Origin of the sequence: Methylobacterium sp. (assembly GCF_019750675.1) — a bacterium.
Lineage (GTDB): Bacteria > Pseudomonadota > Alphaproteobacteria > Rhizobiales > Beijerinckiaceae > Methylobacterium.
The window spans coordinates 1-11835 of record NZ_JAIEOF010000123.1 but is presented as its reverse complement, the minus strand read 5'-3'; the positions used below and the strand labels follow the sequence as shown (position 1 = coordinate 11835).

Here is an 11835-nt window from a genome sequence, read left to right as displayed (position 1 = left end):
GCCCCGGGCCGAGGTTCCGGACTCACCCAGGCGCTCAGTCCGCGAAGGTGCTCAGTTCGCCAGGGCGGTGGCACGCGCCAGGGCCGGGGCGAACCCGGTCAGCGGAACGGTGATGACGGTCGGGTCCTTCGCCTCGGGCTTCATCGCCGAGACGAGGAGGTTCTTGGCCGTCTTCATGGTGTCGGTCGCCAGCGTCGGCAGGGCGATCGGCACCAGGCAGCCCTCCTGGCTGCAGGACAGGTAGGGCGCGCCCTTGCCGAGGACGGCGTCGTCGAGCTTGAAGGTCAGCCCCGGCTCGATCGCGAGGCCGAGGGGCATCAGAATGAAGCCCGGCGCACGTCCGTCTGACGGCGGGCGGATCTCGATGGCGAACTCGCGCCGGCCCTTGGCGCCCTGGGCCTGCATCACCGCGCATTCGGTCTTGGCGACGGCGACGTCGGCGCGCGCGCACGTCACCGTCCAGTCCCCGTAGACCTCGCTGAGCGAAGTCGCGCCGACGGGCCAGACGGCCGCCGGGGTCGAAGCAGCAGGCGTCGCGGCCGCCGGCGTCGCGGGCTTGGGAGGGGCCGGTTTCGCGGGGGCGGGCTTGCGGGGCTTGGGCTTGGCGGGGGCTTCCGCCGCGGGCTCGGGCGCCTCGACGTCCTGTGCGCGGATCGGGCTCGCGGCGGCGAGCATGATCGCCACGACGGCGAGAGGTCTGAACAGGCTGGTGAACGTCACGATGATGGCTCCCCGGACCCGGAGGGCGCGTCCTGGCCCCACGGATGGCCTGCCCCTAAATGCCGGGGGCGCGCGGCGCAATGGAGACGGGACGCCGCGAGGCCGTTTCCCGGGGGGCTGCGCTCCCCGGTTCTCAGCGCCGGCCGGTGGGCTCGATCGCCGGAAGCTCGTTGGGACCAAGCCCCGAGGCTACCGTGGGCACGGGGGACGCGCCCTGGCCCCGGGCGCGGTTGGCCAGGGCCACGGTCAGCTTCTCGGCCGGCTCAGACTGCATCAGGGCCAGTACCTCGGCCATCTTGCGCGGGTTCATGGCGAGCACGATGGGAACGAGCACCTCCAGGTTGAGCCGGTCGAACACCCGGGCGGCATCCTTCGGCTTCATGGTCTCGTACATCGTCACGATGTTCTTCAGGGCGGCCCGTTCGGCCTCGGCCCGCTGCGTCCCGCCGCCCTCACCCTTTTCCTCGCCCTGCTTGAGGGTGTCGACGCCCTCCTCGAGCTTGCGCTCGGCGGTGCCGAGGAGTTGCTCGCGCAGATCCAGCGCTTCGCTGCGCTGCTTCAGGCTGTCCCGGCGCGCGGCCAGGCGCTCCAGCAGCGCCCGCTCGGAGGCCGGCATCGCCTCGGCCGGCGGCGGCGGGCGCGGCGCGGGTTTCTCCGGCTCGGGCGCGGGCTTCTCCGGCTCCTTGGGAGTCACCGACCCCGTCGTTGCGGGGTCCGACGGCTCGTAGTTGGTGCGGGCCTTGGCCAGGACGCGGGCGAAATCCGGCAGGGGCGCGCCGGGCTTGGCTTCCTCGACCGCGATGGCCGAGAGCTTGAGGACAAGCAGGCCGGCGGCCGCCAGGGTCACGCCATCGATCAACCGCAGCCGGAAGGGGCGCGGCTGTGGAAAGCGGACGAGGCGGCCGGGTCGCTTCACGCGGCCTTGCTCCGCAGGCGCCCGAGCGCCCGCTCCGACATCGCGAGCGCGGCGGCGGCGGCGACCCCGAGGCGCTCGCCGTTGGGGCTCGCCGGCGCGGGGGCGGCGCGCAAGGGCGCCACGACGATCTCGCTGGGGTCGCGCCGCTCAGCGATGTCGGGTGCCGGAGCGCGCTGGGGGGCGCGGCCGGGGGCGGCCTGGGACACGATCGAGGCGATGCGGGCGATCACCGTCTCACCGGCCTCAACATGGGCGGCGAGGTCCGTGGCGTAACGCTCGGCGGTGCCGAGGCGGTCACTCAAGGTACGGTCGCACTCGTCCAGGGTGGCGCGCAGGCCGACGATCGCGCGCTCGGCGGTGGAACTCGCCAAGACGAGGTCGCCGATCGTCTGGCGCAGGGCCGCCTCGTCGGCCTTGAGCTTGGTGATGCGCCGGCTCAGCCGCACCGAGGAGACGATGCTGGCGACCAGCAGGATCGCCACGAGGACGTCGGCCGTGAGGGTGACGAGGAGGCTCATGGGCGGACACTCATGTGATCGGTCACCCGTCCGTGCGGTTGTTCATGGAAGCCTCGAAGGCCTGGAGGGTCGTGCGGGACCGGCGCAGGGGCCGGGTGAGCTGAACCGCGATGTTGTCGTCGATCCGGCCGATGCGCCCCTGCGTCAGGGCCCAATCGCCACAGCGCACGGCGATGAGGTCCGAGGGCTTGGTGTCGAACATCAGGGTGTCGCCGACCTTCAGGGAAAGCACTCGCTTGAGGGGCAGCATCATCTCGTGCAGCACCGCCTCCATGGTGGCGTCGGCCTGCCAGATCTCCGTCGCGAGGTGGCTCTCCCAGACGTGGTCGCGCCCGAGCTTCTCGCCCATGAAGCTCTGCATGAGCAGTTCACGGATCGGCTCGATGGTGGCGTAGGGGAACAGGATCTGCAGCTGGCCGCCGCGCCCGTCCATGTCGAGCTTGAGGCTGATCAGGATCGCGGCGTTGGCGGGCCGGGTGATGGTGGCGAAGCGCGGGTTGGTCTCGATCCGGTCGATGGCGAAACGCACCGGCGAGAGCGGCTGGAACGAGAGTTCGAGGTCGGTAAGGATGATCTCCACGAGGCGCCGCACCAGCTGCATCTCGATGGTGGTGAAGGGCCGCCCGTCGAGCCGGGTCGACGAGCCGCCGCGCTTGCCGCCGAGCAGCAGGTCGAGGGTCGAGTAGGCGAGATTCGACTCGACGGTGACGAGGCCGGAATTCTCCCAGGCATCGGCCCGGAACACGCCCAGCAGGGTCGGCAGCGGAATCGCGTTGAGGTAGTCGCCGAACCGCACCGAGGTGATGTTGTCCAGCGTCACCTCGACGTTGTCCTGGAAGAAGTTGCGCAGGCTCGTCGACAACAACCGGATCATCCGGTCGAAGACGATTTCCAGCATCGGCAGGCGTTCGTACTGGACGACGCCCGAATCGACGATGGCGCGCACGCCGCCCGCGCCCGAGGCCGAGAGCTCGCGCAGGGAGAAGCCGAGGACGCCGTCGATCTCGTCCTGGTTCAGGATGCGGTCGTTGCCGGCAAGCTCGGGGAGATTGTCGGTCTCCCCGTCCTCGATCATCGTCGCCCATTCGGCGGCGACGTCGCTGGCATGGGTCGTGGTGCCCTGCTCGGCGAGCGCGGCGCCCCATTCGTCGGCGAGCGAGGATTCCCCGCCCTCGCCGTTCTGGGCGATGAGTGCGGCCGCCCAGTCGTCCTCGTCGATCGCGTCGTCCGGTCCGGCCATCAGACTCTCGTCACTCGCATGGTTCTCGTCGTCCCGCTCCGCCGGCCGCGCCGGCTACTGGACCACGACGTCCTTGAACAGGACCGCCTCGGCGCGGGCCGGATGGATCGCGACGTTCACCCGCCGCAGCAATTCCTCGCGCAGGCGGTAGATGCCGGCCGAGCCAGACAAGTCGCTGGCGCGCAGTTCGCGCAGGTAGACCTGGAAGGCGTCCTCGATGCGCGGCATCAGGGGCTTCACCTCGCCCTCGACCTTGGCGTCCTTCAGCTCGATCGCGACCTTGATCTTGGCAAAGCGCGTCTTGTCCTGGCCGGGCTCGCTGGCGAGGTTGATCATCATCTCGCGGACATCGAGGAACACGACCGGCTTCTTGACCTCGGCCACCGCTTCGCCGTGCCCGTCGCCGCCGGCCTTCTTCTTCAGGAAGAAGAACCCGCCGCCGCCCGCGAGCGCCAGCACCACCGCGCCGATGACGATCAGCTTCTTCTTGCCGGATTTCGGAGCTTCGCCCTCGGCGCCCTCCTCGCCCTCGGGCGCGGCCTTCTTCGGCTTCTTGGCCATGGCGGGACCTCGGGGATGGGACGGGATCGTCGGATCGGCGCCCCTTCTCGGAGGAGCCTGACACCGGTATCGGGCGAACAGGGTTAACGTGTCGTTAAGGCGGCAAAAGCTGCCGGGTCGGACTTGCCGCGCGGCGCGGCGCGTCCGCCGTCGCGGGCCGCCCGTCTTCCGCCTAAACCTCTCGAAAGTAACGGAAAATCGTAGCTCTGGCGATTGGCACGTACCGTGCGGTAACCCTGACGTCGTCGCGTGTCGGGGCTCAGGGTGTCATGCAGAACGCATTGTTCGTGGGGGTTTCGAGCCAGGTCGCGCTTCAGCGCGAGCTGGACGTGATCGCCAACAACATGGCCAACGTCTCGACCAACGGCTTCAAGGCCCGCAACAGCCGCTTCCAGGAATACCTGATGCCGGTGGCGAGCGCCGATTCGTTCCAGAAGCCGGACCGGCGCGTTTCCTACGTCATCGACCAGGGCACCGCCCTCGACCTCGCGCAGGGGCCGATCGAGCAGACCGGCAACCCGCTCCACGTTGCCGTGCGGGGCGATGCGTTCCTGGTGGTGCGCACGCCGAACGGCGACCGCTACACCCGCAACGGCGCCTTCGAGACCAACGCGCAGGGCACCCTCGTGACCAGCGACGGCTACCCCGTGCAGGGCGAGGGCGGGCCGATCCAGATCGGCCCGCAGGAGACCGGGATCGCCATCGGTCCGGATGGGACCGTCTCCACGAACCTGGGCATCCGGGGCCGCGTCCGCCTCGTCACCTTCGCCAACCCGCAGGCCCTCACCAACGAAGGGGCCAACCTCTACGGCTCCACCGCCCAGCCCCAGGCCGCGGGCCTCGCGGGCCGGGTAGAAGCCGGGGCGCTGGAGCGCTCCAACGTCAAGCCGGTGGTCGAGATGACCCGGCTGATGGACGTGAACCGCACCTACACCATGGTCTCGGGCGTGATCTCGCGCCTCGACGACCTGCGCGGGACGGCAATCCGCCGCCTCGCCGACGTCGCGTAAGGAACACCGCAGATGCGCGCCCTCTACGCCGCCGCCACGGGCATGGCGGCCCAGGAACTCAACGTCCAGGTCATCTCGAACAACATCGCGAACCTGCGCACCACCGGCTACAAGCGCCAGCAGGCCCATTTCCAGGACCTGCTCTACCAGAACCTGCGCCGGGCCGGCTCCTCGACCTCGGACCAGAACACCCAGCTGCCCGCCGGCCTCGCCATCGGCTCGGGCGTGAAGACCACCTCGACCGCGCGGGTGATGTCCCAGGGCACGCTCACGAGCACCGAGAAGGACTACGACGTCGCGATCCGCGGCGAGGGCCTGTTCCGCGTCACCCTGCCGGACGGCCGCACCGCCTACACCCGCGACGGCTCGTTCGACCTCTCGGCGCAAGGGCAGCTCGTCACCCGCGACGGCTACCTCGTCGATCCGGGCGTCACGGTGCCCAACAACGCAACTTCGGTGACGATCAGCGCGCAGGGCGCCGTGCAGGCGACCGTGCCGGGCCAGACGGCGCCGCAGGCGCTCGGGCAGTTCCAGCTCTCGCGCTTCGTCAACAAGGTCGGCCTCGAATCGATCGGCGACAACCTGTTCATCGAGACCGCCGCCTCCGGGCCGGCGATCAACGGCCTGCCCGGCGCCGAAGGCTTCGGCAACCTCCAGCAGAGCTATCTCGAAGAGGCCAACGTCAACGCCGTCACCGAGATCTCCTCCCTGATCGCCGCGCAGCGCGCCTACGAGATGAACTCGAAGGTGGTGACGGCCGCCGACCAGATGCTCTCGACCACCTCCCAGATGTTCCGCAGCTGACCGGGCTCCCCACCATGCACGCCCTCCGGCAGATCCCCCCCTATCGCCCCGCGCGGGTCGCCACCCTCAGCGTCGGCATCGTCGGCCGCGCCCTGCTCGCCGTCCTCGCGCTGTGTCTGCTCGTCGGCCAGGTGCTGGCGCAGGACGCCAGAGCGGGCGCTCCCTTACGCCTGCGGGGCGACGTCACCGCGCGCGGCGACGTCCTCACCCTCGGCGACCTCGTGGAGGGCGCTTCCACGGAGGCCGCCCGCCAGCCGCTGTTCCGGGCGCCGGCCCTGGGCGCCACCGGCACGATCCAGGCCCGGCGCATCGCCGACGCGGTCGCGGGCCTCGGGCTCGGCGCGGTCGAGACGGGCGGGCGGGTCCAGGTCTCGGTGCTGCGCTCGGCGCGCCGGGTCACAGCGCCGGAGATCGAGGCCGCCCTCAAGCGCGCCCTCGAGTCGGGCCACGCCCTCGATGCCCGCAACCTCGCCGTGCGCCTCGACGGCGAGGCACCGGTCCTGCTAGCCCCCGTCGACCTGGACGGGCCGGCCTCCGCCCTGGACGTGGCCTACGATCCGCGCTCGCGCCGCATCGCCGCCCTCATCACGCTCGGCGAGCGTCAGGCCTCCCTGCGCGTCACCGGCCAGGTCGTGGAGATCCGCGAAGTCGCCGTCCTCGGCCGCGCCCTCAACCGGGGCGAAGCCGTCACCGCCGCCGACATCACCCTGGAGCGGCGCCCGCGCGAGGCCACCCCGCCGGACGCGCAGGGTGCCCAGGGCGGGCTCCCGGGTCAGGTGGCCCAGCGCGGCCTCAGCGCGGGCGCGATCCTGCGGGCCGGCGACCTCGCGCCGCCCGATCTCGTCGCGCGCGGCGAGGCGGTGACCATCGTGTTCGACGCGCCCGGCCTCAACCTGTCCCTGCGAGCCCTCGCCAACGAGAGCGGCCGCCTCGGCGCCACCATCACGGTCACCAACCCGATCTCGAAGAAGATCCTGTCCGCCACCGTGATCGGTCCCGGCCGGGTCTCGGTCGGCCCCGCCCCGGCGATCCGGCAGGCCAGCGCCGCCCTCGACGCGCCCGCCCTTCAGCGCTGACCCTTCGCGGTCGGCCCGTCCATCCGGTTTTCCAAAGGTTCGGTCCCGATGACCTACCATGCGTCCCCCGCCCTCGCCGTCGCGCTGCTCTGCGTCTCGCTCGGCGCCTGCAACACCGTCGATCGGCTCTCGCAGATCGGGGCGACCCCGGCCCTCTCGGCGATCGAGGACCCGACGGCGCAGGCCGGGTACAAGCCCGTGCGCCTGCCCATGCCGGAGGTTCAGCCCGTCTCCTACGCGCCGAACTCGCTCTGGCGGACCGGCTCGCGCGCCTTCTTCAAGGACCAGCGGGCGGCGCGCATCGGCGACCTCGTGACGGTCAAGGTGAACGTCACCGACAAGGCGAACCTGAACAACGAGACCAAGCGCTCGCGCTCCAACGCCGAGGGCTTCGGCCTGCCCAACGCCTTCGGCCTCGAGAAGAACGCCGGGGTCGCGGCGGCGGGGATCGCGGCCGACAAGCTCCTGAACGCCACCTCGACCTCGTCGAGCGACGGCGCCGGTTCGGTTCAGCGCAACGAGACGGTCACCACCAGCGTCGCCGCCATCGTCACGCAGATCCTGCCGAACGGAAACCTCGTGGTGGAGGGCAAGCAGGAGATCCGCATCAACTTCGAGGTGCGCGAACTCGTCGTGGCCGGCGTGGTGCGTCCCGAGGACATCGAGTCCGACAACACCATCGAGTCGACGAAGATCGCCCAGGCCCGTATCGCCTATGGCGGCCGTGGTCAGATCAGCGACGTCCAGCAGCCGCGCTACGGCCAGCAACTGGTGGATGTGATCTTGCCGTTCTGAGCGGCGGGCGTGGCGGGGGCGTCGCCCCCCCGCGCCGCCGGTCTCTAATCGTCGCGATATACCCGCTCGCGGCGCTCGTGGCGCTCCTGCGCTTCGAGCGACAGGGTGGCGATGGGCCGGGCATCGAGGCGCTTCAGGGAGATCGGCTCGCCCGTCTCCTCGCAATAGCCGTAGGAGCCGTCCTCCAGCCGGGCCAGCGCGGCGTCGATCTTGCCGTTGAGCTTGCGCTGCCGGTCGCGCGCCCGCAATTCGATCGAGCGGTCGGTTTCCGACGAGGCACGATCCGCCAGGTCGGGATGATTTTCGTTCTCGGTCTGGAGCGCCACCAGCGTATCCTGAGCTTCGCGGAGGATGTCCGATTTCCAGCTCAGAAGTTTTCGGCGGAAATATTCACGCTGCCGATCGTTCATGAACGGCTCGTTCTCACTCGGTACGTACCCGTCCTCAATCGTGACCTTCGCCATTCGCGCCTCTTGCAGCCGGTTCGCGGCGATCATTTCGCGTGGCTATAATGCAGGGGCTAGGCCACGACAACGCATCGTGAACGCCGCCCACCGCAATCGTCACGGATGATTTTGGCGCTGCGGCAAACACGCAACGGCTGTAAGCACTTGGGGGCGTAGGCCGACACGCGACAGCGACGCCTGTTTGTCACGAACTCGCTCCCCTGCGTTAAAATGCAGGTGTCGCGTCCGGCCGACCCACCGGCATCTCGGCCCGAAGTTGGGCCGCCCCGCCGATATCGCGGCACTGCCGGGAGAGGCTCACGTTGGACTCGGCGGCAACGAAACGCGCTGGCATCCGAGCATTACGCAGGCCGATCCAAATTTTTTAGCGTCGCCCGACGTGAACACCGGCCGACTTGCGAGATTGTAAGTCTGCCCCTGACCTTACGAAGGTCTGGCACCGGGCCCGAGAATTCGTTCCCTCATCATCCATCATTCGGAGCAAGCGTCATGGCCGCCAAGACGAAGACCCTGCACGACGCGTTCTACGAGACGTTGAAGGACGTCTACTATGCCGAGAAGCAGTCCGTCCGCGCTCTGAAGAAGTCCGCCAAGGCGGCCGAGCATGAGGATCTGCGCAGCGCTTTCGAGACCCATGCCGAGGAGAGCGCCGAGCAGGTCGAGCGCCTGAGCCAGGTCTTCGAGATCATCGGCAAGCCGGCCCGGGCCAAGACCTGCGAGGCCATGCAGGGGATCACGTCCGAGATGGAGGAAGACCTTGAGGATTTCGCCGGCAGCCCCGCCGCCGATGCGGTGCTCGCCGCCTGCGCCCAGGCCGTGGAGCATTACGAGATCGCCCGCTACGGCACCCTGAAGACCTGGGCCCGCCAACTCGGCTACGAGGACGCAGCCAAGCTGCTGGAGCAGACCCTGGAAGAGGAGAAGAAGACCGACGCGCTTCTCAGCCAGATCGCCGAGCGGATCAACGCCGAGGGCAGCGAGGCGGTCGAGGAGACCGGGGCGGCCCCGCGCGCGAAGGCCAAATCCAAGGGGTGATCCGACCCCGTCCGGAACGTCGAGACGGCATTTCCGGATATCAAGCGGCGCGGGCGGCCGAGAGCTTCGCGATCTCGACGGCCGCCCGCAATTCGATATCGGCGATGAGCCCGTCGAGGCGCGGGTCGCCGCTGACACCGGCGCGCTCGGCGAGGCGCGCTGCGATGGCCTGGAGATCCCGGGTCGAGACCCGGCCCATGATGAGCGAGGCCTTGAGCCGGTCGAGACCGTCGAGAAGGTCGCTGCCCCGCTTGGCCGAGCGCCGACGGCGCTCCTCCGGCGTATCCGCGTTCGTCTGGAGGGTGAGGATCGCGTCGAGGCCCGCCAGGGTGGCGGCCGGCGTCGCGGCGGCGCTGCTCGGGGTCGCGGCGGGATTCGAAACGGCGAAGGCGGGTGCGCCCTCGGCGCGGCGCGGGGTTCCGGCGGAGGCGGTGCCCGTGGTGACGAAGCGAGTGTCGACGCGCATGGCTTGAGACCGATCGGGGCGATGAACCGCCCAACGGTCCCAGCATCCGGGCGGCGTGGTTAACGAACTGCAAACGGCCCGGCAGAAGCTGCCGGGTCGGCAGGAAAGGCGGTTCGGATGGCCCGGCCGCGAAGTCCTATAGTCTTGAAAAAATGAGTTTGGTCAGAGGCTTGGCGAAATTCGTCCGCGTGGCACGCTCCTGGCAGATGGATCGGGACCCGTCCGCCTCGAAGTGCGCCATGATCGATCGGTTTGCCTGTCCCGCCCCGCTCCGTCGCCTCGCCCTGTGCCTCCTGGCGCTGGCGATGGCGTTCGGCCAGACGGCGCCTGCCCGGGCGCTGTCGCGGGTGAAGGACCTCGCCAGCGTCGAGGGTGTGCGCCAGAACCAGCTCGTGGGTTACGGCATCGTGGTCGGCCTCAACGGCACCGGCGACACCCTCAACAACATCCCCTTCACCAAGCAGTCCCTCCAGGCGATGCTGGAGCGCCTCGGCGTCAACACGCGGGGCGCGACCATGCGCACGCAGAACCTCGCGGCCGTGATGGTGACCGCGAGCCTGCCGCCCTTCGCCACGCAGGGGAACCGCATCGACATCACGGTCTCGTCGCTGGGCGACGCCAAGTCCCTCCAGGGCGGCACCCTGCTGGTGACGCCCCTGCTCGGCGCCGACGGCGAGGTCTACGCCCTGGCTCAGGGCTCCGTCGCCATCGCGGGCTTCTCGGCCGAGGGCGACGCCGCCAAGATCACCCGGGGCGTCCCCACCAACGGACGCGTGCCCAACGGCGCCATGATCGAGCGCGAGATGGCGTTCAAGATGAACGACATGCGCTCCCTGCGCCTGTCGCTCCGCAACCCGGATTTCACCACCTCGAAGCGCATCGCCGCCGCCATCAACGACTTCATGGGGGCCGACACCGCCGAGCCCACCGACCCGGCGACGGTCACCCTGCAGATCCCGGCGCGCTACTCGGGCAACATGATCCGCCTCGTCACCGAGGTCGAGCAGCTCAAGGTCGAGCCCGACCAGACCGCGCGGGTCATCGTCGACGAGCGCTCCGGCATCATCGTGATGGGCCGCGACGTCCGGGTTTCCACCGTGGCGATCGCGCAGGGCAACCTCACGGTGACGATCACCGAACAGCCGCAGGTGAGCCAGCCCGCGCCCTTCTCGAACGGCACGACGACGGTGGTGCCGCGCACCGGCGTCAAGGTCGATACCGGCGACGGCAACAAGCTCGCCCTGGTGAAGGAAGGCGTGACCCTGCGCGAACTCGTCGACGGGCTCAACGCCCTCGGCATCGGCCCCCGCGACCTCATCTCGATCCTGCAGGCCATCAAGGCGGCGGGCGCCCTTCAGGCCGATATCGAGGTGATGTGATGCCGGCCCCCTTCCGTCTCAGCCAAGCGAGGTGACACCCATGCTGTTCGCACCACTCGCCGCCAGCGCCGCCCTCGGGGTCGGCAAGGCCATCATCGGCGACATCGCCAAATCCGTGCAGGGCGCTGTCGGTTCCGCGGCGGCCACCACGGGCAAGGCCGCCGCCGAGGCCAAGGCGCGCAAGGCCTCGACCGACTTCGAGTCGATGTTCCTCGAGCAGTCGCTGGATCGCCTCACGCAGTCCGACGGCACCGACGGTCCCCTGGGCGAGAACGGCACCGGCGGCGGCGTCTACCGCTCGATGCTCACCAAGGAATATGCCGCGCAGATCGTGAAGAGCGGCGGCGTCGGCATCGCCGACGGCGTCTTCCGCGAGATGATGAAGATGCAGGAGGGAACCGGTGCAGCGAGCAACTGACGGCCAGCTTCCCCGCGTCACCGACCGGGCCGGCGCCGCGGCCCTGGTCGCCGCCGTGATGGCGAGCCTGGACGCCCTGGAAGCGCTGCTCGCCCGCGAGAGCAGCCATGTCCGCGTGGGGCGCCTGCGCGAGGGCCTGGCCGAGACCGAGCGCAAGACCGGGCTGGCCTCCGACTACCTCCAGGGCCTGGAGGCGATCAAGGCCAACGCCATAGCGCTCGCGCGCTTCGCACCCGAGGGCATCACCGCCCTGAAGGCCGCCCATGCGCGCTTCACGCAGGCCGTCGAGACGAACCAGGCGGTGCTGGCCACCGCCCGGACCGTGTCGGAGGGCTTGGTCAAGACCCTGGCCGACGAAATGAACCGCGCGCGGACGCCGACGGTCTACGGCCGGCCCTCGCAAGGCCCCTCCCCCTATGGCCGCAGCGGC

Annotated in this window: 15 protein-coding genes; 8 read left to right on the top strand and 7 right to left on the bottom strand. The window is 69.9% G+C overall.

Annotation, left to right across the window (positions count from 1 at the left end; all coding sequences use genetic code 11):
* Positions 1-51: 51 nt before the first annotated feature.
* The 5 genes from K2X24_RS06395 to fliL form a co-directional block, all read right to left on the bottom strand.
* Positions 52-675 carry an invasion associated locus B family protein gene (locus K2X24_RS06395; RefSeq protein WP_292495842.1) on the bottom strand — a complete coding sequence of 208 codons (624 nt, stop codon included), beginning with the start codon at positions 673-675 and terminating at the stop codon, positions 52-54.
* A gap of 178 nt (positions 676-853) precedes the next feature.
* Positions 854-1636, bottom strand: a complete 783-nt coding sequence (locus K2X24_RS06390) for a hypothetical protein (RefSeq protein WP_292495838.1) — start codon at positions 1634-1636, stop codon at positions 854-856.
* A complete protein-coding gene (locus K2X24_RS06385) occupies positions 1633-2154 on the bottom strand; it encodes a DUF6468 domain-containing protein (protein WP_292495836.1) in 522 nt (173 codons plus the stop codon). The genes K2X24_RS06390 and K2X24_RS06385 overlap by 4 nt, the downstream gene beginning before the upstream one ends.
* 22 nt (positions 2155-2176) lie before the next feature.
* The gene (fliM, locus tag K2X24_RS06380; protein WP_238279425.1) at positions 2177-3394 is read right to left on the bottom strand and encodes a flagellar motor switch protein FliM; all 1218 of its coding nucleotides are present in this window, start codon (positions 3392-3394) and stop codon (positions 2177-2179) included.
* A gap of 54 nt (positions 3395-3448) precedes the next feature.
* Positions 3449-3955: a flagellar basal body-associated protein FliL gene (fliL, locus tag K2X24_RS06375; protein WP_292495833.1), complete on the bottom strand. Its 507-nt coding sequence runs from the start codon at positions 3953-3955 to the stop codon at positions 3449-3451.
* 269 nt (positions 3956-4224) lie between these two features.
* Here fliL and flgF point away from each other — a divergent pair, with 269 nt between their 5' ends.
* Genes flgF through flgH form a run of 4 tightly spaced genes read left to right on the top strand, consistent with a single transcriptional unit; the run spans position 4225 to position 7640 of the window.
* Positions 4225-4965, top strand: coding sequence for a flagellar basal-body rod protein FlgF (gene flgF / locus K2X24_RS06370; RefSeq protein WP_292495830.1), 741 nt, complete (start codon positions 4225-4227; stop codon positions 4963-4965).
* A 12-nt stretch (positions 4966-4977) separates the two neighbouring features.
* Positions 4978-5769 (top strand): flagellar basal-body rod protein FlgG, encoded by a 792-nt coding sequence (gene flgG / locus K2X24_RS06365; protein ID WP_238279421.1) that lies wholly within the window; start codon positions 4978-4980, stop codon positions 5767-5769.
* 14 nt (positions 5770-5783) lie between these two features.
* Positions 5784-6845, top strand: a complete 1062-nt coding sequence (flgA, locus tag K2X24_RS06360; RefSeq protein ID WP_292495825.1) for a flagellar basal body P-ring formation chaperone FlgA — start codon at positions 5784-5786, stop codon at positions 6843-6845.
* Positions 6846-6893: 48 nt separating this feature from the next.
* Positions 6894-7640: a flagellar basal body L-ring protein FlgH gene (gene flgH / locus K2X24_RS06355; RefSeq protein WP_292495823.1), complete on the top strand. Its 747-nt coding sequence runs from the start codon at positions 6894-6896 to the stop codon at positions 7638-7640.
* Positions 7641-7684: 44 nt separating this feature from the next.
* Here flgH and dksA read toward each other — a convergent pair whose 3' ends face one another.
* Complete coding sequence (gene dksA, locus K2X24_RS06350; RefSeq protein ID WP_292495820.1) at positions 7685-8104, bottom strand: RNA polymerase-binding protein DksA; 420 nt, start codon at positions 8102-8104, stop codon at positions 7685-7687.
* A 492-nt stretch (positions 8105-8596) separates the two neighbouring features.
* Between dksA and K2X24_RS06345 the strand changes: the two genes are divergently transcribed.
* The gene (locus K2X24_RS06345) at positions 8597-9142 is read left to right on the top strand and encodes a ferritin-like domain-containing protein (protein ID WP_292495819.1); all 546 of its coding nucleotides are present in this window, start codon (positions 8597-8599) and stop codon (positions 9140-9142) included.
* A gap of 40 nt (positions 9143-9182) precedes the next feature.
* On the opposite strand, the gene K2X24_RS06340 is transcribed toward K2X24_RS06345, so the two are convergent.
* Complete coding sequence (locus K2X24_RS06340; protein WP_292495817.1) at positions 9183-9608, bottom strand: flagellar assembly protein FliX; 426 nt, start codon at positions 9606-9608, stop codon at positions 9183-9185.
* Between the two features lie 305 nt (positions 9609-9913).
* Here K2X24_RS06340 and K2X24_RS06335 point away from each other — a divergent pair, with 305 nt between their 5' ends.
* From K2X24_RS06335 to K2X24_RS06325, 3 genes are all read left to right on the top strand, one after another.
* Complete coding sequence (locus tag K2X24_RS06335; RefSeq protein WP_292495840.1) at positions 9914-10987, top strand: flagellar basal body P-ring protein FlgI; 1074 nt, start codon at positions 9914-9916, stop codon at positions 10985-10987.
* Between the two features lie 40 nt (positions 10988-11027).
* Complete coding sequence (locus K2X24_RS06330; protein ID WP_292495816.1) at positions 11028-11405, top strand: rod-binding protein; 378 nt, start codon at positions 11028-11030, stop codon at positions 11403-11405.
* Positions 11389-11835: hypothetical protein (locus tag K2X24_RS06325; RefSeq protein WP_292495814.1), on the top strand; the 447-nt coding region annotated here is incomplete at its 3' end. The genes K2X24_RS06330 and K2X24_RS06325, both read left to right, overlap by 17 nt.

Coding starts and splice junctions, on each gene's coding strand:
- K2X24_RS06395 (WP_292495842.1), bottom strand. CDS start 675: ATGCTCGCCGCCGCGAGCCCGATCCGCGCACAGGACGTCGAGGCGCCC.
- K2X24_RS06385 (WP_292495836.1), bottom strand. CDS start 2,154: ATGAGCCTCCTCGTCACCCTCACGGCCGACGTCCTCGTGGCGATCCTG.
- fliM (WP_238279425.1), bottom strand. CDS start 3,394: ATGGCCGGACCGGACGACGCGATCGACGAGGACGACTGGGCGGCCGCA.
- fliL (WP_292495833.1), bottom strand. CDS start 3,955: ATGGCCAAGAAGCCGAAGAAGGCCGCGCCCGAGGGCGAGGAGGGCGCC.
- flgF (WP_292495830.1), top strand. CDS start 4,225: ATGCAGAACGCATTGTTCGTGGGGGTTTCGAGCCAGGTCGCGCTTCAG.
- flgG (WP_238279421.1), top strand. CDS start 4,978: ATGCGCGCCCTCTACGCCGCCGCCACGGGCATGGCGGCCCAGGAACTC.
- flgA (WP_292495825.1), top strand. CDS start 5,784: ATGCACGCCCTCCGGCAGATCCCCCCCTATCGCCCCGCGCGGGTCGCC.
- flgH (WP_292495823.1), top strand. CDS start 6,894: ATGACCTACCATGCGTCCCCCGCCCTCGCCGTCGCGCTGCTCTGCGTC.
- dksA (WP_292495820.1), bottom strand. CDS start 8,104: ATGGCGAAGGTCACGATTGAGGACGGGTACGTACCGAGTGAGAACGAG.
- K2X24_RS06345 (WP_292495819.1), top strand. CDS start 8,597: ATGGCCGCCAAGACGAAGACCCTGCACGACGCGTTCTACGAGACGTTG.
- K2X24_RS06340 (WP_292495817.1), bottom strand. CDS start 9,608: ATGCGCGTCGACACTCGCTTCGTCACCACGGGCACCGCCTCCGCCGGA.
- K2X24_RS06335 (WP_292495840.1), top strand. CDS start 9,914: ATGGCGTTCGGCCAGACGGCGCCTGCCCGGGCGCTGTCGCGGGTGAAG.
- K2X24_RS06330 (WP_292495816.1), top strand. CDS start 11,028: ATGCTGTTCGCACCACTCGCCGCCAGCGCCGCCCTCGGGGTCGGCAAG.